This window comes from Paenibacillus sp. J22R3 (assembly GCF_056269305.1).
This window is the reverse complement of the sequence record NZ_JBWDNS010000016.1, coordinates 1-22,883: the sequence shown is the minus strand read 5'-3', so window position 1 is coordinate 22,883 and position 22,883 is coordinate 1. Positions and strand designations below refer to the sequence as shown.

Below are 22,883 nucleotides of genomic sequence, written 5' to 3'. Positions count from 1 at the left end.
TTATCTCTCCTTAAGTTTAGTGCGACATGGCCAGATGTTCAGCGATTGGTCCCAGTGCTAGGGAAGGGAAGAACGTAAGCGCTCCGATCACGAGAATGATCATGATGAGAATACCCGTGAACAATGGTGTATTCGTGCGCAATGTTCCCGTTGTAACCGGAACAACTCGTTTAACCGCGAGAGATCCGGCAATCGCAAGCATCGCAATGACTGAAATATAACGGCCGAACAACATCACAAGCCCAATTCCTACATTATAGAAGTCGGTATTCGCGGTCAGACCGCCAAATGCGGAACCGTTGTTTGCCGCGCCGGACGTAAAGGCATAAAGCACTTCAGATAGTCCATGCGTACCGGCGTTCGCTATGGACGCGACGGCTGTCGGCGTTGCAAGTGCAAGCGCGGTCGGTGCCAGAATGATCAAAGGGTGAATGAGCAGCGCAATGGCAGCCAGCTTCACTTCCTTGCCTTCAATTTTCTTGCCGAGGAATTCCGGCGTACGTCCGACCATCAGACCGCAAATAAATACGGATAAAATGAGATACAATAACCCATTGAGCAGCCCGACGCCTTTACCGCCGAATACGTTATTCAGCATCATTTCGGCTAATGCAACGAATCCCCCCATCGGTGTTAACGATTCGTGCATATTATTTACGGCCCCAGTTGTTGCAGCTGTCGTCACTGCCGTAAACAAAGCGGACTCGGATATACCGAACCTGACCTCTTTGCCTTCCATATTTCCATGAAGGCCTGCTGCATCAAGTGCGGGAACTCCTTTGTATTCCGATACAAAAACGACTGTAAGCATAACCATGAAGATGAGTCCCATCGCCGCGAATACAGCCCAGCCTTGTTTCTTGTTCTTTATCATCAGGCCGAAGGCATAGACAAGCGCGGTAGGAAGCAGCATCATACTAATAATTTGAACCATGTTTGCGAGCGGTGTTGGATTCTCGAACGGATGCGCCGCATTCGTACCGAACCATCCCCCGCCGTTCGTACCGATATTTTTGATTGATTCCAGCGTTGCAACGAGGCCTCTGGTTATCGTTTGCTGAGCCCCTTCAAGCGTGGTCGCATCTACAGCACCTTGGAACGTTTGCGGAATGCCTTGGAACACGTAGAACAAAGCAACCAAGAAGCTGAGCGGCAAGAACACTCGCGTGATTCCGCGAACCATGTCCACATAGAAGTTACCTAGATTATCCTGACGTCCGACGAGTCCGCGTATGAACGCAATCGCAATTGCAAAGCCGGTTGCCGCCGACGTGAACATCGGAAAGGTAATCGCAAGCAATTGAGACAGATAGGATAGTCCGTTCTCACCCGAGTAAGACTGCCAGTTCGTATTCGTAATAAACGATACGGCTGTATTGAAAGCCTGCCCTGCAGGCATATTGCCGATCCCGTCCGGATTAAGCGGCAGAAAGCTTTGAAACCGTAATACAAGATACAATAGGAGCATCATAACAAAGTTGCTCAGCAGGACGGCTGCTACATACTTCTTCCAGCCCATTGCTTCATCTTCGCGTACGCCCATCAACCGATACAGCAACCGTTCAAACGGACCGAACACACGATCCAATGCTGTTTTCTCATGCTGAAACACTTTTACAAGATAACTGCCTACCGGCTTAACCAACAACATAATGATGATCAGCGTAATGGCTACCTGTACGAACCCCATACTCATGTCATGAATCCTCCGCCCTGGCCATTTAGAATTTTTCTGGTTTAACTAACACAAAGCCTAGATACAAAATAAGAATAGCTGCAATAATGCCGACGATAATCATAGCGTTACCTCCCTAGGCTCTCTCACAGAATTTAAGGAATCCCCAGAATATTGCGAATGCAGCAACAAACAATACCACCATTGTAAAATCATTGACCATAACTTCTTACTACCTCCTATAGCTGCATGCAGTGAATTGAGAATATTTTCCCCTGCTAGATTGAAACTATTCATGTCTTTCAGCGTGCTTGAGGTTTCATACGCTGCTTATCGGTTCCCCCTCTTCGGTATAAGGAAATCTTAATACGGGTTGCCGTAAAAAGGGGGTAAAGAAACCTGCTGCCAGGTGTAAAAAAAGTATAAAAATCAATCGTTATCGCCGTCTAGAACGATACGTATGCCTGAGAATGGTCGAATAAATAGGCGCGATTCCATAATGCGTAATTTCGATTGGCTATGCCTTTCGCCGTGTAATCCAGCTGCTCGGCTAAGCTTGTTAATGCCGATTCCATTAAATGCGCGCGTTCCATCCCCCATGCGTCTTGCTTCTGGTGGATGTAGTCCAGACTCTCCTCGAGTGTCAGTCCCTTCATTCGCTGGTAGATGGCCGTCCACTGCACAATGTCGCCCTTCAGGTTACAGCCGTGCATCTGGAATTCAATGAGGCTGCAGCCTCCGTCATTCGTGGTGATGGCGAGTAAACCGCAAATGCAGTCTTCACTATGTCCAGGCAGCCGTTCATCCGTGAGCTCCCCATCAAATTGAAACAGCTCGATCGCCTTAATCTTGCAATCTTTCACAATAGTCACTCTCCTGAATGGTTTGGTAGAAAACACAAAGAGGCCCGGGGAGCAGAGAAACTCTACTCCCGGGCCTCTTTCACAGCGTGCGTAAAGAAACAAGCTGCTGGAAGCTCGATTGAAGGGGGTTCTCTCTCATACGCTTACGAGGTTAGCTGTCGGATTCGGGCTTGAGAGTACCCTACCTTAACAAATAACACCTGTTATGGATTCACCCCAAGAAGCCGTTCTGATCGAAATCGGCTTCTGATTGGTTCCCCCGTTCCTCTTGCGAGGACTCAGCGTTTAAAGCAAGTTATTCCGTTGATGAATCAAATCTTATTCCTGCGCGAAGAGAATGTAAAACCTGATTTACGTGCTAATTCCGCCAATTCTATCGAATTGCGCGCATAATTGCGCTTTCATCCTGCGAACCCATTCTTTTCAATTGGATTATCATAGGAATGCTTCCAAACCTTACTGCTTGTGATGCCAACAATAAGGAGCAAAGCACATTGTTCTCACATGGCAATTGAATGTGACCCCGAGATGCGATACGCTGAAATCTATAATGGACCCGGCCTGCTCGCTGGGAAGAAGGAGATTGGATCATCGTGCAGATTTTGCACCGGGAAAACAGCTCGCTGAACGAGATTACCGTTTACGATACGAATACGTACGGCGAGGAGCATGGGCGATTCCGAGTCCTTCAGTTCTCAAACAGCGCCATGCAAGGTGCTGTGGATTTGGATCAGCCTGAGCGGATCCTATTCGAATATCCGCAGGCTATGCTTCACCTCATGAATGGCAGCAACCCGACCTATCAGCGTCTGTTTATCATTGGTCATGGCGTTGGAACAATTGCTCGACATAGTACGGCGAGAACGATCAAAGTTGCGGAGCTGGACGAGCGAGTTGTGGCGTTAAGCAGGCAATATTTTGGCTATCGTGACGATAATGTGGCGGTTGGCGATGGCCGTGAACTGCTCTCATGCGAAGCTGAGCATACGGTTGATTTTATTGTGCTCGATGCCTTCTCCGATAAGGGAACGCCGCGGCATTTGACTTCGATGAGCTTCTTCGAGCTTGCTGCCGCCAAGCTGGATGAGAGCGGTGCTATCCTCATCAATCTCATGGGTAAGCGTGAGAACGATGCACATATAAACGCCATCTATACAACACTTCGAGAAGTGTTTCGATTCGTGAAAGCATTTGCTTTGCCAGCTGAAAACGCCGCGGATCGTCGAAATTACATCCTGACGGGCAGCAGCGCCCCGCTGACCTGCCAGACTCGCCGAATGGCCGGGTTTATGGAAATGGAATTGGGGCAAGGCTATATCATCGTGGATCACGATCACGACTAGTAGGATTCGCCTATCAGACGTGCTAGTGATATTTTTGATAAGAGAGGGGTTGCTATAAACCTTTGAATACGCCAGCCGCTCCGGCGCAGACCGTCCGCTTATTCGCTGCCGTCCCTGTACCGGATTCCATTAAACAGTCACTTTCGATAGGGTGCGAGGACATCAAATCACAGCTTCTATTTCGCAAATGGGCACATCCTGACGATTATCACATCACGCTGCAATTTCTGGGCGATACGCCAATAGAGCTTGTCCCTGCCATCTCGGCAGCACTTCGTGAAGCAGCATCGTCCGTTCAGGCTTTCGCGTTACATGTGACTTCGCTGGGCGTCTTCGGGCGTCCGATTCGCCCCTCCGTCCTGTGGGCTGACGTCGCAGGGGATGTCGAGCAGCTGCACAACTTGCAACAGCATGTTGCAAGGAGGTTAAAACCTCTCGGCCTCATGCCGGAGAGCCGCACCTACCATCCGCATCTCACGCTTGCACGCAACTACGCGGGCGAAAGCTCATTCGAGCCATCGCAACTGAACGGCTGGAAGCTGCCGCCGACCGGAAGCCCGCTCCAGTGGCAAGCGGATGCCATAACCCTCTATCGAAGCCACCTGCAGCGACGTCCGATGTATGAGTCCGTTTCGGTTGCTCCGCTCCTTCTCTGAGTTTTTCCCTATTCCCCTCCAATATTTGCGTTATACTGGTTAATAAACAACCCATTTTGGAGGTAGATGTGCCCCTATGGAATCACGCTGTTTCATTACCCATACCACCTATCAAGACTGGCCCGCCGTCCTCATGGAATCTACTGAGCTGCGGATTACCGTCATACCCGAGCTGGGAGGCAAAATCGTCTCCCTAGAGAACCGCCTTACCGGTAAAGAGTGGGTCGTCGGCACCGGGTCCCGTCCACTCGCTAAGGTCGAACATGGCTCTGACTTCCTCGCAGCGGATATGAGCGGCTGGGATGAATGTTTCCCTACCGTTGCCGCATGTCTCTACCCGTTAGAAGGGGACAACTTCGGACAACACATGCCGGATCATGGCGATGTATGGTCCATCCCGTGGGAGGTTTCTTTCGAAGAACAAGATGCACTCGTTTGCAAAGTAGTCGGAAGAGCGCTCCCCTATGAATTGACAAGAACCATTCGATTCGAGAACGATCAGCAGCTGCGTTTCGAATACACAGTTCGGAACCTCAGTTCGGAGACGATAGCGGCATTTTGGCTTGCGCATCCCCAGTTTGTTGCCACGACAAACACGCGGATTATGCTTCCTGGGGCCACTAAACAAGTACGCTGCGTATTCGGTGGTCGTTTGCTGCAGACAGGCGAGCTGTATGATTGGCCGGAAGCGGATATTGATGGTTCTTATCTTCGCCTTGATACGATCGAACCCGCTTCTGCCAAGGATGCTCGTAAATTCTATGTTGACGGGGCAGTCGATGAGGGATGGACCGGACTTTATGAACAAGACAGCGGGGATTACTTAATGCTGGAGTGGGATGCTGAATCAGTGCCCTACTTGGGCATCTGGATTGACGAAGGGTTATGCAACGAGCAAGCCGTTTGTGCACTGGAGCCATGCAATGGTTACTACGACAGCCTAACTGAAGCAGCTGAACGAGACAAGCTTCTCCACATTGCTCCTCACGCTACGAGTGAGTGGTACTTATCCGTCAAGCTAGGTTCCGGTCTAATGAAGACTAAGTAATTAGTCCTACTAATATAACGCCGTTTCTCTTAAGCTAATGCTTGGGAGGAACGGTTTATTTTTATTGCGGTGAGACTTTAGAACTAGGAGGATTTGCGACGTTCTGTGTCGAAGATAGTAGGAAATGTATGTTAATCGAAGGGAACTGTGATTGCTTATGAAAGCACACGAGCAGCAACAGCAGCCATCTAGAGAGAGTGGCTTTACATTAGTTGAAATCTTGACCTGCCTCATCATCCTCTCCGTCGCCGGACTCGCGATGACAGGTTTTTTTGTCCATGCCCTCTCCTACGCCAAGGGCAACCAGAATAAGACAGTCATGGTCAATCTGGCGCGTAACACGCTGTTTTATATGCAGAAACAATCAGATTTTGATGAGATGGCCAAATTTTTCAAGGTTGGACAACCGCTTGGCATCGGCGAGGAGCGTAATGAAATCAATTCAGACGGCTGCCCCGAAGGCAGTGGCTCCTGTACAAATTATAAGGAACTCGTAGATGACCCGCAGACGCTTGCCTTTATCTTGAATCCCAAAATCAACGATATTTCTTACCATGTCACAATTAGCTTCCAAGATAAAGTCAAATTTTCTCCCGATAGCGGACAGATCAATAAATATCTGCTCCCCATTAAAGTTGAAGTTGCAGAGCTTGAGCCTCACAATAGCGAAGACAATCGGAGCAAACGGGAGTATTCGGAAGTGGAGGGGTACATAAGCGATGAATCGATTCGTTAACCACATGAGACGGCGACTAACCGGTAGCGAGGCTGAGAGAGGCTATACACTAGTTGAACTGATTGCCTCACTGACCATACTATCCGTCGTTCTGGGTGTCATTTACTCTTCTATTACATTTGGGATGAATACCTACAATAAGGTTCGCGTCGAGAACTCCCTTCGAGACGAAGGCGATCTAATCATGTCCTCCATTATTACCGAATTGTACCGGGTCGGACCGAGCCGAATCTCGCAATCCGATGCAAGCCTTAGTCAATCGATTACGCTGACGCTGCCGGAGATTTCTTCTGAAGACCCTATAGAGACAGGGGACGACCCTCTCCGGGAAGTAATCAGCATTAAACATTCTGATGCCTCGAATAAAAGCGCTCTATTTATCGGTAATCGTGAAGTAGCTATCGCATCAGAGATTGTACCGAACAGTCCTACTGCATATAACGAATCTTTCATTAAACTAAAATGCGTGAACGGCCAAACAGGCTGCAGCAGCGGGATGCTTGAAATCAAGCTTAAGCTGCGTCAAGAGTATGGCGACCGAAATTTTGATCTTAACCTGGAAAGTAGATTCGGATTTTAAGAGGAGGCAGCTCGCTAATGATACGTGAAGAGAAAGGCTCTGCCTTTTTACTTGTTGTGTTTATGATGCTGCTCTTTACACTAGTCGGTGTAGCTGTTCTCGGTGCTACGATCGGCGGAGCAGCACGGACTCAGAAATCGGAAGACAATTTGCAAACCGTCCATCTTGCGGATAAGGCGCTGAGTGAAGCGATGGCACACATTATGGCGCGCTTCGATAATCAATCGATAAGCCCTTCCCTGTTGACACAAAATGTAGAGCAATTCGTGGAAAGCTTCAAAGACTATGGGGAGCGAGGCTATTTGAATGAAGGCTCAGAGCTCGATAAGGCCAAGAAGCCGGAATATCGTATCAAAAACATGTGCATTCTCGGTACGATCAATCTTTTGAAACAACAGTTGTATTGCCAGAATCAAAGCAGCGGAACGGGTCAACCAACGGCCAATGAATACTTAACTGCCATTCGAATAACGGCTGAAGCAGAAGTGAACGGCGTCAAACGGGATTTGGTACAGGATATGACGCTGGATACGTTCCCGGATTTTCTGAAATATGCATTTGGTTCAGAAGGCGATGTTGTCATCAACGGCGCACCAGCCTTCAAAGGTAACATCTATGCGGGCAATGAGCTGAGAATCCAAAATGTCGCGAACTACACCTACTTGAACAACCCGCTTACTGCCAATACACAGTTCCTGTATGTCGACCCTGTTGATTCATCGGCGTTGGATGGCATCTATGTGCCTGACGGTGATGACATTGGGAACGGTAAAATTCAAATCCAATCGCAAAGTAAAATTAAATATCGCGACAAACCGGTTGATCCAAATACACCCTACCAAATTCTTGAGAATCTGGGGGATCCTCAGTTCCATGACCTAGATTCCAAAGTGGAGCTAATTGAAAAGAAAAAATTCATTTCCATAGACGTGGCGCAATCTTTCGTCGATAAAGCCTATGACGCGCTTGGTACAGGTGCGGATCCAAGCTTGAGAGACTCCTTGTGGAATGCCTACACGCCTCAGGATTCCGGGGATGGACTTCTTGCTCTAATGAAAGCTTCCTTATCAACCAACCCGATTACCATTCCTACGGCCCCTTCATTGCCAGACAGTGGTGCTACGATCGAAGAACAAGATTCCTATAATGAAGCTAAAGCAGATTATGATCACACCATGAGTGTTCTGAATACGCAGTTGAGTGATCTCTCCGGTGCTGTATTTGTAGACGGTGACTTAACAATCGGTGCTGATCTCCGTCAAATTCGATACACATCGAAAGGTGCTCACGATTGGCTTATCGTAAATGGTAATATGACCATTCAGAACGATAATCCTAATACCGTTATCCCCATTCGAGCCAATATTCTGGTCAAAGGAAAAGTAACGTTGATAGGTAATCTTGAAATGGATTCCACCATCTTCTCCTTGCAGGATGATGAGATCAACGAAATTATGGATGCTCAGATTCGCGGGATGGTCGTGAATGACAAGAAAAGAGAGCTGGTAATGATCACCAATGGACCCATTGACATCTATCGGGTCACCGCCTTCCAACAGCTAGGTGATGGCTATAAACAATCGAGTATTAGCACGCTGGATGGCTTCTTCTACACAGATCAAACAGCTGAGCTGTATGGCGTAGGCTCGCTCTTCTGGATTCATGGCGGATTCTTTGCCAAGGAAGGCATCACCATTAACGCCGTGCTTGGTGATACCACCTCGACTGAAACCGGGACCACACTGAATTTCAGCCCTCAAGATTTTGGTCCAGATAATGAACCGGTTACACAAACTCAAGCCCGTTTTGTCATCGATTACAATAAAGATGTCTTTATTAATCAGCTTGCAGGCCTTCCTCGCGTCAACAAAATTAGAGTCAATATCGGACAGAAGAAGCTGCTTCCTGTGCAAAATTAGCCCCCGAATAGAACGGTTAAACTAAAAGAAGATGGCGTAGAGTTTAGACTCCGCGCCATCTTTTTGGTTTGATTAAGAGAGAAGGGCTGTCCCTCGTCACCTAAGGTGACGTTTGGGACAGCCCTTTCTTACGGATTAGTATTTGTCGCTCTTGTCGACCGTAACTCTTACAGTAAGCGTAATTTGCAGTACAGGATCATACACGGTGATTGTCGTCGTACCGTAATTGACACCCTCAATGACACCGTTAGCCGATACCGCTACAATATTGCTATTGGCGGATGTCCATATCAGTCTAGGCACTATAGTAGCCCTTAGTTTGGCTGGTAGAATAGTCAAGGATTGACTAGATGCCAGATTCATCTGTTGCTTTACTTTAAAATGAGGCACTGTAGCAGGTAATTTAATGAGTACAATATCAACCGTCAATGTATCGGTAAATACTTTACCGGCCGGTGACTTCACCTTCACTTGAATGGTCACAGTTCCGCCATCCTGCCAGCCCGTCGTTAATTTCACTGAGTTTTGACCGCCCGTAAGGCTAGTGCCTTTAGAAGGACTATTCAGCAATGTCCATTCCGGTTCATAGGTGAAACTTGGTTTGCCGGCAGCTCCTTCCCATGTAATCGGGTAATTAATTGCTGAAGCTGCTTTAACGATCAGACTGCCATCGAGCTTTAGCCCGCGATTCTGAATGGTTATCGGAAACTCCTCATCCACTACTGAACCGTCAAGAAGCTTCACATAAACGATTACCGTCACTTTGCCATCACCGATCGCACTAAGTTCATTGGTGAAGTTTTTGCCCGTTGATGCCGGAAGCGTAACGATGTCGTCAGCTCCTGCTTCTTTCAGACCCCAACTCACACCTTCTATTAGGCTAGTATCGGTTATCGCCGTAGAATCCCCCGATGACTTCGTCAATCCGGCTGTTAATTCGATTACATCGCCTACGCCGACTTTGAGCGGCCCGCTTAAAGTTACATCCGGTTTAAGAATAGTAACATCCACTTGCTGCGGATACGTTTTCCCATTTTGCAGTTTCAAGGAGACCGTCACGGTTATGGTTCCGGGAACAAGCGCATGTAGATTATTCGTGTAGTGCTTGCCTGTGGAGTTCGAAATTAGCTCTGCCTTCGTATTCGAACGCTCCCACTTGAGAACACCTAGAATCACGCTATCATCTGCAATGGGAGCACTGTTATCTTTCGACTTCTGCAGTGTAGCTTTCAGTTCCACGGTGTCTCCTAGGCTGATGGTTCCTGGACCTGACAAGTTCAGATAAGGTTCCTCGATCGTAATCGATCGCGTCGCCGAAACCCACGTGCCATTCATGAGTTGGAATTTCACTAAGACCGTTACATTACCTGGAGCTTTAGCCTCGAGTGAATTATTCATCTGCTTAGTAGTTGGGATTGGCAGATCTACTAATTCTTCCGCATTAGCACCTTCCAGCCCCCATTTAACATCCTTGATCATACTTGCAGCAATATCTGTATTACTGCTTGCCGATTTCTTCAAGGCTGCGGTCAGCGATATCGTATCGCCTATACTAATAGTACCCGTTCCTTCCAATGACGGGAATGGGCTTACTACCGTCACTGGCAGCGTGTCCTTTAGCACCGTGCCATCAGCAAGTTTTACGGAAGCGACGACAGTTACAGTCCCTGGAGCAAGACCTTGGAGCTGATTCGTAAACTGATTGTTTGCTGCCGTCCCTAGGCTCACAAGACTTGAGTCACTTGTACTGCTCAATCCCCACGTTATGGTGACACTATCGTCTATAACAGCCGTTGTGTTTGTAGCCGACTTCTGCAGCGTTGCAGTGAGTTGAGCGATGTCTCCAATTCCAATTGATGGTGACCCTGTTTTCAAAGTAAGAACCGGATTCTCAATCGTAATCGACAGTTCCTTCGTGATCACCGTATTGTCCAGCAGTTTCACAGAAACAACGACGGTGGCAGTGCCTGGAGCAAGTCCTTTCAACTCATTCACAAGCAGCTTGTCTGTTGTTGCTGGAAGAGAAGCGATTTTCTGCTTATCCGCCTCTTTCAAACTCCAGCTCACACTTTGAATCACTCTGCTATCCGTAATCGGCGTATGATCTGTGAGTGATTTCTGCAAAGCAGCGGTGAGCGGAATCGTATCGCCGACGGTAAGATTACTGCTGCCTGTCAAGGTTAAGACCGGATTCGTAATGGTGACATCCTTTGATGCATCATAAGAGGTCGTCACCGTTGACCCGTCAATGGTCGAATTATAAGTAGTCGTCACATGCAGGGAAACTTTTATTTTACCGGCTTTTAATCCGGTAAGCTTCGTTTGCCAACCGCTGCTCGTACTCAATGATCCGTCTGCCGGATTAAATATCGACCACTCGATGTTGCTAACCGTTTCGCGAGTTGGTTTGACAAGTGCACCTGACAAATCCATCGTCATACCCGCTGTTACCGTATCGTTAGCGATGATGTTAAGCCCCGATTCCAGTACAGTTACTTGTGCGGTAGCCGTTTTACCGGTAATCGAATCAGTCACTCTAATCGTTGTTACACCTTTGGCAACGCCTGTAACATACCCGTTACCTGCATTCGTCGTAATGATGGTGGCTACTGCTGGGTTCGATGATGTCCAGCTAAATTTAGGCGTTGCATCCGCTGGCGTGAAAGTTGGAATGACCGTAGCTGTGTCATACACTGTCGCTCCGGTACTGTCCTTCTTGTTCACGAGCGTAATATCCTGCAGCCCGATGCTTAAGCTATCCAACCGAACAATGGAGTTCAACGAATAGGTGTCGAAAGGAAGTGTCGTCGATGCAGTCTGTCCGACATCCTTAAATGTGAGACTCGAATTGTTGAGAGGAAGAGTCCCTGTCACAGTTGGCTTAACCGTAATGGTGAATGTAACAGGCGAAGCCGTATAGCTTTGTCCGTCCACGGCATACTGAATTGTGCTTATTGATCCACTAAGAATAGTCTTGTTGTTTGAATCCTTATTCGTCGTTAACGTCATCCCCGGAGGAAGCGATGTACTAACGATCTCCAGCCCAGCCGGGAGTGTTTCGGCAAACGAAACCCCTTGGATTTTGAGCGTGTCGACATTGACAGAACCCGATTTCGTAATGGCTTTCGGCGTTGCCGTATACGTCATTGTTGTCGTAGTACCTTTATCGAGCGTAAGCTCCGACCCCGAGCTCAATCCGGAAATCGTACGTCTCACAGTAAGATTGGAAGATACCTTCTTCACCTTAACCGGAATGGTCTTCGTAATCTTCGCACCTGTCTTGTCTGTTACCGTAATTTCGATAGAGAGATCGCCGTCTCCGGTTGTAAATGGATTCGTGATGACAGAGTTAATGGTAGAACCTGAGACAGCCGTTGTAATCGGCTGCGTTACGGTCTGCAGTCTAGTACCGTCATTATAGGAGTACTTGACCGAAACCGTTAAGTTGCGATCCACAAAATCATAATCCTCAGGCATAAAGCTGAGATTAATATTTTGATAGCTCGGAATGAAATTATCCTTAGCAGCCGAGTAATCAATCGGATTGTACACCGTTAACATCGGCGCATGGTTAGAGCCCATAAAAGCACGGTACATCGTATTGACGAACAGCTGCTGCTCCCAGGTTGGGAAGTTTGTATTCGTGTGACCTGTACCGGAATACGTCACATTCCCTTTGGAATAGGTGTAGTAGTGGTTCCAGCTATCGTCTTCATCACGGTTCGAGCCAATAATGTTGTACCATGGCACAACCGTCTTATCCTCCAGATCAAGCGTAAAGTATTGATTGTGCGTTAATGCCACCTCTGGTGTAGAGGTATTCAGATTAAACGGGAATTGATTAAGAAGTCCGTCGTTAACCTTCTTCACGGCCTTAGACGTGTTAAATGCACTGAGACCAAGATTCGTCCAAGGTTCGATTTGTCCGGTTGTTTGCTGGAATTGGTCAATCCATGTATTCCGGTCCGTCTCGCTGCTTGAGAATACAGTATCATGCGTAAACATAACGCTTTGGCCTGTCCGAATGAAATTATTGACGGCATTAGCTGTATCCAATGTAATGCTGGCACTTGAATTATAGGTATCCGTAAATCCGAAAATAAGCATGTCATACGTTCCATTTAGATTTGTTTTGACCATCGAGTTGAACGCATTAAATTTCATAGTCGTGATTTCAATTTCGTATTCATCCGTTGATTTCAGATACGTCTGGTTTAAGTTACTGTTATTCTTCAAGCTGCTCGTATCAGAATCATTCGGCATAACTTGAAGTACACGCACCTTAGTCAATTGATCGCGATATCTGAATACACCTGTTTCGTAGCTCTTCAACTTGGTAGTTTGATCTACGATTTCGAGCTTCCAATAATAAAGGCCGGAATAACCTTTAGGCAGCACGTAAGAAATCTCACTGTCTTCGTTGTTATTGGAAACAACTGAGGAAGCAACAATCTGGTCATTGCCGAACGTTACCGCTTGATCTAGACCCAGATACAAGTTTGCTGTTAATCTACCATCTCCGAATTTGTTATAGTTCGGCACATTGAAATGAAAAGATAACTTATCTCCGGCGCGATAGAGAGTGCTAGAGTCCATGAGATAAGCGGTTGGTTGACCGCTTAACACGAGTTTTGGCCGTTGGTTCAGCAGCCCATTTTCATTCAAGCTAAGGGTAGCTAAATTAGCCAATTCTGTTGGCTTTAGAAAGACAACATTATCTCTGCCGGCAGTCGAGTATGCTGCAAACGTTTTGTATAGATTCCCGGTATTTTTCTGGTAAAGCAGACCGCTTTTATTAGAGGAGTCATTATAAATGAAAACGGGCTGCCCTTTCGTAATAAAATTATCGACAATCTCGCCTGCTTTAAGAAGCGTTATGTCGTTCTCCAAGTTCTTGGTCTCATGTGCAGCTGCTCGGTTGGAAGAAGTTGTCTTAGCTACTTTAGTTGGATTGAAGCTGCCTTTACCGATGTAGATACCGTCGTATTTGCCGTCAAGCTCACCGCGCAGAGCGACAAAACGCTTCATACTCATTGTTTCAATTGACATATTCGGCTGTTTGCCCAGCAGCGGCTGTAGGTCTGACGTTCCGCCGCCATCCGTGATTTCCAGCAGTTTGGTCACATTCTCAGTGAATCTCAGCTTCGTTCCATTGGCCTTGTCCGACTCAGAAGGATAGAGTTTCTCCGAATTTATTTTCACATACCTCTTTGTATTATTAGAACCTATAGTAGCTACTAAATAGTCATCCACAATGCTGAATTTCTCGCTAGCGCTAATTGTCGCAGCAGTTGCCGCCAATGCTTTGTCTGTCTTTGTAGCGGTCACATATTTGCCGGTCGATTTGGATTTAATCGAATATGTATCATCGCTGTTCTTGATTCGCTCAAACTGCTCCGCTGACGTGCCAATGCTTGTCACACTAGCAGATAACTCATTATTGGCTCCCACCGTGATGAACTTCGTGTCGGCTTTGATTGCGTAATAGACTGTCCCGTTCGCGTACGCATCCTTCAAGTAAAGCCCCGGAATAATAATGAGAGCCGCAATCATGCCTATAAAAAGCAGTCTGATTACTAGAGACCTCGTCTGCAGCCTCTGATTTGCTCTCCTAATCATCCTAGTACTCTTTCTCGTATCCATAGCTTCCCCCCCTGTCATTGGTTTTTTGCTACAATTTGATACAGTTCTAAAGGACTACTTTCAGTTGACTATATTATACATAGAATCCCGGAAGAAAAATAGATAAATATGTTAATAAAAATCCCATATTGTCTAAAAGAACTAGCTGTGTGTATAATTACCTTATCAGAAGCGGGATTTGCTAGATTTATGCAAAAGTACAGCACGAAATGGCAGTTACCATATAGGCACAAAGACCCACTGCCTTGTCGTAACAAGATTAACATGATACGAATTGTCATGAGGGGATTGGTAGAAATGAGTACCGTGAAAAAGAAGCGGCTGGGCGACCTCCTCATCGAGAGCAATGTCATTTCCGAAGAACAGTTGCAGCAGGCATTGCGCGAACAAAGCAAGACGAAGCAGAAGCTTGGCGATTTGCTTATTACACAAGGATACATAACCGAACAGCAGCTGTTTGAAGTACTGGAATTTCAACTAGGCATTCCACATGTCAGTTTGTTTAAATATCAGATCGAGCCTTCTATTACGCAGATCATACCCGAGAGCTTGGCTCGCCGATATCAAGCCATTCCGATTCATAAAGAAGGCGGCAAGCTGCTCGTCGCCATGGCTGATCCGCTGGACTATTTTGCAATTGAAGAGCTTCGAATGTCTACCGGCTTTCGCATCGAGCCAGCTATCTCTGGCCGAGATGAACTGCAAAGAGCCATTGCTCGTCACTACGGTTTGCAAGATTCCATGTCTCAGCTCATGGGCGAGTTGCCTACGGCAGATGAAATTCGTGAAACCGAGATTACGGATGAGGACTCTCCTGTCGTTCGTCTAGTGAACCAGATGATTCAGCAGGCCGTACAGCTTCAGGTGTCCGACATCCACGTCGACCCAGGTGAGACCAATGTAACCATTCGTTATCGGCTTGATGGCGTGCTTCGGACCGAGAGAGTTATTCCTAAACAAATGCAGGGCTTCATTACGGCCAGACTTAAGATTATGGCGAAGCTGAACATCGCTGAACGCCGTTTGCCGCAGGATGGTCGAATGAAAATGCAAGTCGACTACAAGACAATCGATATCCGGGTTTCCTCACTTCCAACCATTCATGGAGAGAAAATCGTACTTCGGATTCTCGATCTAAGCGTTGGTGTTAAGGCGCTCGATCAGCTCGGCTTCAGCAAGCACAACCATAGAATCTTTAGAGAAATGATTGAGGTTCCCTACGGTATCATTCTTATTACCGGACCGACGGGCAGCGGTAAAACAACAACGCTCTACTCCGCTCTTCAACATCTCAACAAAGAGGACTCTAACATCATTACCGTTGAGGATCCGGTCGAGTACCAGCTTGAGGGCATCAATCAGGTCCACGTAAATCCGCAAATCGGACTTACTTTCGCAGCAGGGCTGCGTTCGATTCTCCGTCAAGATCCTAATATCATCATGGTCGGCGAGATTCGTGACTCTGAGACGGCAGAAATTGCTATTCGCGCCTCTCTAACAGGACACTTGGTACTATCGACACTACATACGAATGATTCCGTCAGCTCCATTACGAGGTTCCGCGATATGGGGATTGCCCCCTACTTGATCGCCTCTTCATTGGTCGGCGTAGTTGCACAGCGGCTTGTCAGACGTGTATGCCCGGATTGTACGACAGCCTATACGCCATCCGAGCAAGAAATCATTTTCCTGCAAAATCACGGACTTCACGCGGACAAGCTGTATAAAGGCACCGGCTGTGGCACCTGTAACCAAACCGGTTATCGCGGCAGGGTCGCCATCCATGAAGTACTCGGCATTAATGACGCCATTCGGCAGCAGATCAGCCAAGAGGGCTCCCTTCAAGACCTACGAGTTGCAGCAGAGAAGAATGGGTTAATTCAGCTGATGGATGATGGCCTGGAGAAGGCGGTTAAAGGCATTACTTCCCTGCAGGAAGTGCTGCAAGAGACCGTATCCCATTAGAAAGGAGGGCCAAAATGACACAAGTATTGGAACAGATCACATCCTTGCTGCAGCAAGCTCATGAAAGCAAAGCATCTGATCTTCATATTTCCGTTGGCTCGCCTCCTGTTATGCGGGTTCACGGCACACTTCAACGGCTAGGTGAGGAAGCAGTTACGATTGAGCGTTCTAGAGCTATGGCGGCGGCCCTGTTAAACAGCGAGCAGTTAGCCCACTTTGAGCAAGCCGGTGAAGTTGACTTCTCCTATGAACTGGAAGGCTACTCTCGATACCGGATCAATGCATACCGACAGCGTGGCAAAGTGAGCATTGCGATTCGGACCATTCCGACGCGCATTCCCTCACTCGAGCAGCTGCAGCTTCCTGCAATCATCGAGACGCTTGCTAATAAGCATCAAGGACTTGTCCTCGTTACAGGACCGACAGGCAGCGGCAAATCCTCGACGTTAGCGGCGATGATCGATTACATCAATCGAACGCAGAAGAAGCATATCGTCACCTTGGAGGATCCCATCGAATTCCTCCATACTCATTCGGCATCGGTGGTCGATCAACGTGAGGTCGGCAATGATACGAAGAGCTTTAGCAACGGGCTGAGAGCGGCACTTAGGCAAGACCCTGACGTCATCCTAGTTGGCGAGATGCGTGATCTAGAGACGATTTCAGCAGCTGTTACGGCAGCTGAAACCGGACATTTAGTATTTGCGACCTTACATACAACAGATGCTCCGCAAACGATCGATCGGATTATCGATGCTTTTCCATCTCACCAGCAAGGACAAATTCGGACGCAGCTCGCAGCTGTTCTGATCGGAGTTATCTCACAGAGGCTGCTGCCTCGCCCTGGCGGACAAGGCAGATCCTGTGCTACGGAGATTATGATCAACACGCCTGCCGTCGCCAACCTAATTCGCACCGAGAAAATTCATCAGATCAAGAGCGTCATGCAAACAGGACGCGCGCTGGGCATGCATACACTAGACGCTTCGATTAAGGAGCTTCTGCAGTCAGGACGTGTTGATCCGGCTGCCGCCAAAGTCTACTTGACTGAAGGTGCTTACTAATGGCTCAATTTGCCTACCATGTCAAGACAGGCGGCGGCAAGCAGCTGAGAGGTAAAATGTCCGCAATGGACAAATCGACGGCAGTTGAAGAGCTGCGTAAACGCGGACTTGTCGTGCTTTCGGTCATTGAACACCGAAACACGATTCTGTCGATGGACATTTACATCGGTAACCCGGTTAAAATGCAGCATTTCATCATCTACTGCCGCCAATTCGCAACGCTAATTCGCGCAGGTGTCACGATTCTCGATGCCACAGGCATTCTAGCCCAACAAACCGAGAGTAAACCGCTTAAGAAGGCGCTCGTCGATGTGCATTCGGGCTTGCTTCGCGGTAATGCCTTCTCGCAGGCCGTGCAGGAGCATAAGCGAATCTTCCCTTCGATGTTCACCAACATGATCCGCGCAGGTGAAGAGTCCGGTGATCTGGAAGGTACACTCGAGCGACTAGCTGTCTTCTTCGAGAAGCAGCATATGACGAAGGAAAAGATCAAATCCGCCTTAACTTATCCGATGGTTGTAGGATTTCTCGCTATCTCAGCCGTCATCTATCTACTTAAAGCAGTTGTACCTCAGTTCGTAAGTATGTTTGATTCTATGGATGCGAAGCTCCCAGCCATCACTGTGATGGTTATGGCAGCCAGTAACAGTATCCAAAATCAGTGGTATCTATGGCTTCTCGTTGTCGTGCTTGTCGTTATCGGTTTCATTACAGCCAAGCGCACTACAAAAGGAGCCTATGCAATAGATTACATGAAGCTTAAGCTTCCAATCTTCGGCAAGCTTTCGCAGAAGGGCGTTATTGCCCAAATGTCGCGTACGATGTCTTCCCTCTACGCTAGCTCGGTTCCCATGCTACAAGCACTGTCCATCGTCGAAGAGGTTGTTGCAAATCGGGTCGTAGGCAAAGTCATTCGTAGCGCAGGAGATTCACTAAGACAAGGTACACCGCTTTCGGACCCACTCAAGAAATCATGGGTTTTCCCACCACTGGTTACTCAAATGATAGCAATTGGCGAAGAGACAGGCTCTCTTGACCTAATGCTCTCTAAAGTAGCCGACTTCTATGAGATGGATGTCGAGAACACAGTCGACCGGATGAAGTCATTAATCGAGCCGATCTTGCTCGTATTTCTCGCCGGTATGGTCGGAGTCATCGTGGCAGCCATCATGCTGCCAATGTTCAGTCTATATAGTCAGATGGGCTAAGTAGGCAAGTAAAACCAATTCAGGGAGGAATTAAAAATGGTAGCAAATGTTTTGAAACGTGCAAGAGAGAATGAGAAAGGTTTTACACTAATTGAGTTGCTAGCTGTTATCGTCATCTTAGGGGTCATTGCTGCGATTGCAATTCCACTTATTTCTAACATCATTGGTAAATCGAAAACTGATTCTGATATTGCAACTGCTCGGCAAATCTACGATGCATCACGAATTTACGTGACCTCTGAACTAAATGGTGATTTTAAAAGCGCTGGTTCAATTCAAATCGTTGGCGATGCAACTACTCCAGGTCTAATCTACAAAGGGTATCTTTCTAGCGATATCGTCCTCCCAAGTACAAAAGCAACAATTACGGATGGAACAGTTACATATAACTCCACAGGTACTCTCTTTAATATAGTGATTAGCACTGCATCCGGTACATCTGACGATAAGACCTTTACTGCAACTCAACTTAAATAACTCCTCATCTTCTGTCAGGAACCGGAATCGTTCCGGTTCCTTTCTCTTCATTTTAGATAGAAAGTAGCCATTCATAGATGACGACTGTCCTAGCAATCTATTTTTTCATCCTCGGCCTTGTATGTGGCTCATTCTTTAACGTTGTGGGCTTGCGTGTACCACTGAAACAATCTCTCATTCATCCGCCCTCCCACTGTACAAGCTGCCAAACACGACTTAGGAAACGTGATTTAGTCCCCTTATTCAGCTATCTGCTTGCACGTGGCCGCTGTCGTCATTGTGGTACAACTGTATCTCCTTTGTATCCACTCGGTGAAGTCATTACCGGACTATTATTCATGAGTATGTATCTGATCTTTGGCCCTAGCCTTGAACTTATCTCCGGCCTGCTTCTTGTCAGTCTGTCCGTTATCATTACCGTTGCCGATCTCAAATACATGTTAATCCCAAACAAAGTACTACTTTTCTTTCTCCCATTGCTCATCCTATCTCGACTTTTACATCACGAACAACCTTTATGGCATTACGCTGTAGGTGCATTGCTAGGCGGTGGGATGCTGCTTCTAATCAATCTTCTCTCACGTGGCCGTATGGGGCTAGGAGATGCCAAGCTGTTCTTCGTATTTGGACTTGCTATTGGTCTTCCCCACATTCTAGTTGCAATGCTTCTTGCTTGTCTGACCGGTTCAATCGTAGGCGGCACCTTGCAGCTACTTCACCTTGTCAAACGAAAACAACCGATCCCTTTCGGCCCGTTCCTTGCTGTAGGCACACTTGCTGCTTATTGCTTCGGAGATGCGCTGATAGAAGGGTATCTAGCTATAATAACCTAAGCGGGATGTGATCATGTTGATAACCATTGGCTCCAAACAAATCGGTCTTACCATTGAACAAACCGCCATCCGTTTCACTACGCTGCGCAAGAAAAAAGCATGGGAGCTTGATCGAAGCGGTTTTCTTCCACTTCCTGAAGGTGCCATTGTTGATGATCAATTCATAAAAGTAGACGAAATCCGCAGCAGTTTCAAAAAATGGATCCTACGCGAGAAGCTAAACGGCGCTTCTGTTTCTCTTGCCGTTCCTACTTCGCAAATTATCGTTCGTAAAATGCGAATCCCAACAACCAATGATAAAGAGCTTCGCTCTTTAATTGAGTTAGAGGTTGAGACGACGCTCCATCTGCCATTCGAAGAGCCGATCTACGATTATCTACAGATTGGCAAGGATGAGACTAGCACACAGGTTTTGATCTTTGCCGCACCACTTAAGTGGATTCGCACAGCTATGGAGTTAATGCAAGAAGCCGGCTTACGCGTTAAAGCCATTACATTCCCTGCAGCTGCCCTGGCAAAATCATTATTTACACAACAAACAGAGAAAACAAGTGAAACGATGGTCCTTAACATCGGTGATACGATGCTCGAGATCTTTATGTTCCATGAAGGCAGCCCAATCTTCATGAGAGCGATCAACTTATTGGAAAATGGCAGTCATCAACCCGGTCACTTAAACGAATCACAGCTATCCGAGCTAAGCACTGAGATCTCTCGGATCTTGAATTTCTATCAATTCGGCCTTCATGAAGGCGCGTCACGTATTAGTACTGCAATCGTAGCTGGGGCCGTATCCGCACAGCATGACCTCATCTCCATATTGCGCGAGACACAGGCGGAAATCGCCATTCATGAAGCTGACTTTCCTTCCTTTGAAGGCGGCAGCCTAGATGATGAGCAGGGTAACTATCTGATCCCAGCCGGCTTAGCACTACCAAAAGACCTTAGCTTTAACATCGACCTGCTTCCCAAAGTTAATCATGAAGCAAAACTGCTCCCTGTTGTTATCACCAGTGCTCTAGGTGCTTGGCTGCTCATTATGGCACTCATCGGCTACTCCTTTATAAGTAACCGTACCGAAATTTCAGATAATAAAGATCAGGTGCAAGCCTTAAATGACCAAATTGCACTAGCCCAGAATGAATTGATTACCGGTACTGCTCAGGGCCAGTCAAACCCGCTTACGGAAATTGAAGAAATCAAGAAAAAACAAAGAGACGTAGTTGCGATCGTTAAAGAGATTGAGCATAAGCTTCCGATTAGCGCAGAACTTCGGACCCTTGGCTACACAGAGCAAGGACAAATTGCACTTACAGCCAGCTTCAATTCAATGAAGGATATGTCCCGTTACTTGTTCGATTTACACCGTTTATCCTTTACCGAAGATGCCGGCATGCAAACGATGTCCAAAGGGGAGACAATGGCCACCTCAACCGACAGCGGTGGGATTTCCGTCTCCAAACCATATACGGCTTCCTTCAGTATCTTGATGAAGCAGTCGAACGAGGAGGATAACAATGGAACAACTAACTAAAAACCGTCCCTTGTCTGTCCTTCTAATCGCAGTGCTTTTCCTCGCTTTGTTTGTTATCTATACTTACCTGCTGAAGCCATCAACAGATCAGATTACCGATCAACAAGCAGAGATCGAGCGGCTAAACAGTGAATACAAGATTCTGAGCAACAAGCTCGCGGAGAAAAAAGAAGCGAGCAATGAATATTCTAAAGAAAACGTACAACTAGCTCTCCCTTTATGGGACAACACGGAGCAGCTGCTGCTTGATTTACAACAAATTGAAGCAAGTACTGGTGGAGAGGCCCTTACCGCAACCTTTACGCCTGATCGTAGTGATAATCAACAAAATTCGGAAGCTGCTGCAAGCGAAACTATTGATTCTTCTTCGGGTAGCAACTCATTTGGTCCTAATGTGAAAAAGCTTAAGGTAGGCATAGTTATTAAAGGTCGTTATGCAGACATATTGCGTTATATCGAAGAACTGCAAAAGCTGCCTAGACTAATTACAGTTGATTCATTCGACGTCGCTAAATCAAGCAGTTTAGCGGGTGATGCCACTCCAATCTCAGCCAATCTGGCATTCACGGCTTACTTCGATCCCTCTTACAAGCCACTTGTGAAAGAAGTTCTTTTACCATTCGATGAGAAATAGAAAAAGCCGCTTACCGTCGTAATCATGTCGGTAAGCGGCTTTTTTGTGGTTTATATCCATGCAAAAAGACCGCTACTCAGATCTTTGAGTAACGGTCATGAAAGTTGTAAAAATGGAGCGGAAGACGGGAATCGAACCCGCGACCCTCGCCTTGGCAAGGCGATGCTCTACCGCTGAGCCACTTCCGCAGATAAATATGGTGCGCGTAGAGGGACTTGAACCCCCACGGTCGCCCGCCAGATCCTAAGTCTGGTGCGTCTGCCAATTCCGCCATACGCGCATAATGTAAAGTGCCCCCATTGTCGTTAAACGAAAATGGTGAGCCATGTAGGACTCGAACCTACGACACCCTGATTAAAAGTCAGGTGCTCTACCAACTGAGCTAATGGCTCAAGTTTGAAAAAATGGTGCCGGCGATAGGAGTCGAACCCACGACCTACTGATTACAAGTCAGTTGCTCTACCAACTGAGCTACACCGGCATGTGTATAAGTTTCAAGTCTCTTCAACTCATGAAATAAAACCCACGAATGGGTTATTCAATTGGTTGGTTTGCAACTTGAAAACTGGATACGAACCTTTGCGAAGGTCTTGTTTAGCTGATTATTGTCCGAAGTTGAACATCCGAGCAGATATTCGTAGGATAAGCCCTCGACCGATTAGTATTCGTCAGCTGCATGCATTGCTGCACTTCCACCTCGAACCT

17 protein-coding genes, 4 tRNA genes and 1 riboswitch are annotated in these 22,883 nt (G+C 47.1%); of the genes, 13 read left to right on the top strand and 8 right to left on the bottom strand.

Features of this window, described 5'->3' with window-relative positions; genetic code table 11:
• Positions 1-16 precede the first annotated feature (16 nt).
• From kdpA to AC0YN4_RS31385, 3 genes are all read right to left on the bottom strand, one after another.
• A complete protein-coding gene (kdpA, locus tag AC0YN4_RS31395; protein ID WP_475837610.1) occupies positions 17-1,690 on the bottom strand; it encodes a potassium-transporting ATPase subunit KdpA in 1,674 nt (557 codons plus the stop codon).
• Positions 1,691-1,721: 31 nt separating this feature from the next.
• Positions 1,722-1,799 carry a potassium-transporting ATPase subunit F gene (locus AC0YN4_RS31390; protein WP_090986693.1) on the bottom strand — a complete coding sequence of 26 codons (78 nt, stop codon included), beginning with the start codon at positions 1,797-1,799 and terminating at the stop codon, positions 1,722-1,724.
• Between the two features lie 322 nt (positions 1,800-2,121).
• Entirely contained in the window at positions 2,122-2,538 is a 417-nt protein-coding gene (locus AC0YN4_RS31385) for a hypothetical protein (protein ID WP_475837598.1), read from the bottom strand.
• Between the two features lie 125 nt (positions 2,539-2,663).
• Positions 2,664-2,832, bottom strand: a riboswitch (cyclic di-AMP (ydaO/yuaA leader).
• Between the two features lie 299 nt (positions 2,833-3,131).
• On the opposite strand from AC0YN4_RS31385, the gene AC0YN4_RS31380 reads away from it, so the two are divergent.
• The 6 genes from AC0YN4_RS31380 to AC0YN4_RS31355 all read left to right on the top strand — a co-directional run bounded on the left by AC0YN4_RS31380 (position 3,132) and on the right by AC0YN4_RS31355 (position 8,820).
• Positions 3,132-3,881, top strand: a complete 750-nt coding sequence (locus AC0YN4_RS31380) for a spermidine synthase (protein WP_475837597.1) — start codon at positions 3,132-3,134, stop codon at positions 3,879-3,881.
• A gap of 62 nt (positions 3,882-3,943) precedes the next feature.
• Positions 3,944-4,537, top strand: coding sequence for an RNA 2',3'-cyclic phosphodiesterase (gene thpR, locus AC0YN4_RS31375; RefSeq protein ID WP_475837596.1), 594 nt, complete (start codon positions 3,944-3,946; stop codon positions 4,535-4,537).
• Between the two features lie 76 nt (positions 4,538-4,613).
• Complete coding sequence (locus tag AC0YN4_RS31370) at positions 4,614-5,585, top strand: hypothetical protein (RefSeq protein WP_475837595.1); 972 nt, start codon at positions 4,614-4,616, stop codon at positions 5,583-5,585.
• 157 nt (positions 5,586-5,742) lie between these two features.
• Complete coding sequence (locus AC0YN4_RS31365; RefSeq protein ID WP_475837594.1) at positions 5,743-6,321, top strand: type IV pilus modification PilV family protein; 579 nt, start codon at positions 5,743-5,745, stop codon at positions 6,319-6,321.
• Positions 6,322-6,325: 4 nt separating this feature from the next.
• Positions 6,326-6,901, top strand: a complete 576-nt coding sequence (locus tag AC0YN4_RS31360) for a PulJ/GspJ family protein (RefSeq protein ID WP_475837593.1) — start codon at positions 6,326-6,328, stop codon at positions 6,899-6,901.
• 17 nt (positions 6,902-6,918) lie between these two features.
• Positions 6,919-8,820 (top strand): hypothetical protein, encoded by a 1,902-nt coding sequence (locus AC0YN4_RS31355; protein ID WP_475837592.1) that lies wholly within the window; start codon positions 6,919-6,921, stop codon positions 8,818-8,820.
• 135 nt (positions 8,821-8,955) lie between these two features.
• On the opposite strand, the gene AC0YN4_RS31350 is transcribed toward AC0YN4_RS31355, so the two are convergent.
• Positions 8,956-14,439, bottom strand: a complete 5,484-nt coding sequence (locus tag AC0YN4_RS31350; RefSeq protein WP_475837591.1) for a DUF5057 domain-containing protein — start codon at positions 14,437-14,439, stop codon at positions 8,956-8,958.
• Between the two features lie 321 nt (positions 14,440-14,760).
• Here AC0YN4_RS31350 and AC0YN4_RS31345 point away from each other — a divergent pair, with 321 nt between their 5' ends.
• From AC0YN4_RS31345 to AC0YN4_RS31315, 7 genes are all read left to right on the top strand, one after another.
• Positions 14,761-16,428 carry a GspE/PulE family protein gene (locus tag AC0YN4_RS31345; protein WP_475837590.1) on the top strand — a complete coding sequence of 556 codons (1,668 nt, stop codon included), beginning with the start codon at positions 14,761-14,763 and terminating at the stop codon, positions 16,426-16,428.
• A gap of 14 nt (positions 16,429-16,442) precedes the next feature.
• Positions 16,443-17,492, top strand: a complete 1,050-nt coding sequence (locus AC0YN4_RS31340; RefSeq protein ID WP_475837589.1) for a type IV pilus twitching motility protein PilT — start codon at positions 16,443-16,445, stop codon at positions 17,490-17,492.
• Positions 17,492-18,700 carry a type II secretion system F family protein gene (locus AC0YN4_RS31335; RefSeq protein ID WP_475837588.1) on the top strand — a complete coding sequence of 403 codons (1,209 nt, stop codon included), beginning with the start codon at positions 17,492-17,494 and terminating at the stop codon, positions 18,698-18,700. The genes AC0YN4_RS31340 and AC0YN4_RS31335 overlap by 1 nt, the downstream gene beginning before the upstream one ends.
• Before the next feature lie 36 nt (positions 18,701-18,736).
• On the top strand, positions 18,737-19,177 hold the full coding sequence (locus AC0YN4_RS31330; RefSeq protein WP_475837587.1) for a prepilin-type N-terminal cleavage/methylation domain-containing protein: 441 nt from the start codon (positions 18,737-18,739) through the stop codon (positions 19,175-19,177).
• Between the two features lie 77 nt (positions 19,178-19,254).
• Positions 19,255-20,010: a prepilin peptidase gene (locus AC0YN4_RS31325; RefSeq protein WP_475837586.1), complete on the top strand. Its 756-nt coding sequence runs from the start codon at positions 19,255-19,257 to the stop codon at positions 20,008-20,010.
• A gap of 13 nt (positions 20,011-20,023) precedes the next feature.
• A complete protein-coding gene (gene pilM / locus AC0YN4_RS31320) occupies positions 20,024-21,544 on the top strand; it encodes a type IV pilus biogenesis protein PilM (RefSeq protein ID WP_475837585.1) in 1,521 nt (506 codons plus the stop codon).
• Positions 21,528-22,178, top strand: a complete 651-nt coding sequence (locus AC0YN4_RS31315; RefSeq protein ID WP_475837584.1) for a hypothetical protein — start codon at positions 21,528-21,530, stop codon at positions 22,176-22,178. The genes pilM and AC0YN4_RS31315 overlap by 17 nt, the downstream gene beginning before the upstream one ends.
• 113 nt (positions 22,179-22,291) lie before the next feature.
• Here the strand turns inward: AC0YN4_RS31315 and AC0YN4_RS31310 are convergent.
• The 4 genes from AC0YN4_RS31310 to AC0YN4_RS31295 all read right to left on the bottom strand — a co-directional run bounded on the left by AC0YN4_RS31310 (position 22,292) and on the right by AC0YN4_RS31295 (position 22,659).
• Positions 22,292-22,366: transfer RNA gene (locus tag AC0YN4_RS31310), tRNA-Gly, on the bottom strand.
• Positions 22,367-22,375: 9 nt separating this feature from the next.
• Positions 22,376-22,458, bottom strand: a tRNA-Leu gene (locus AC0YN4_RS31305).
• A gap of 36 nt (positions 22,459-22,494) precedes the next feature.
• Positions 22,495-22,570: transfer RNA gene (locus tag AC0YN4_RS31300), tRNA-Lys, on the bottom strand.
• A gap of 13 nt (positions 22,571-22,583) precedes the next feature.
• Positions 22,584-22,659, bottom strand: a tRNA-Thr gene (locus AC0YN4_RS31295).
• Between the last annotated feature and the right edge of the window lie 224 nt (positions 22,660-22,883).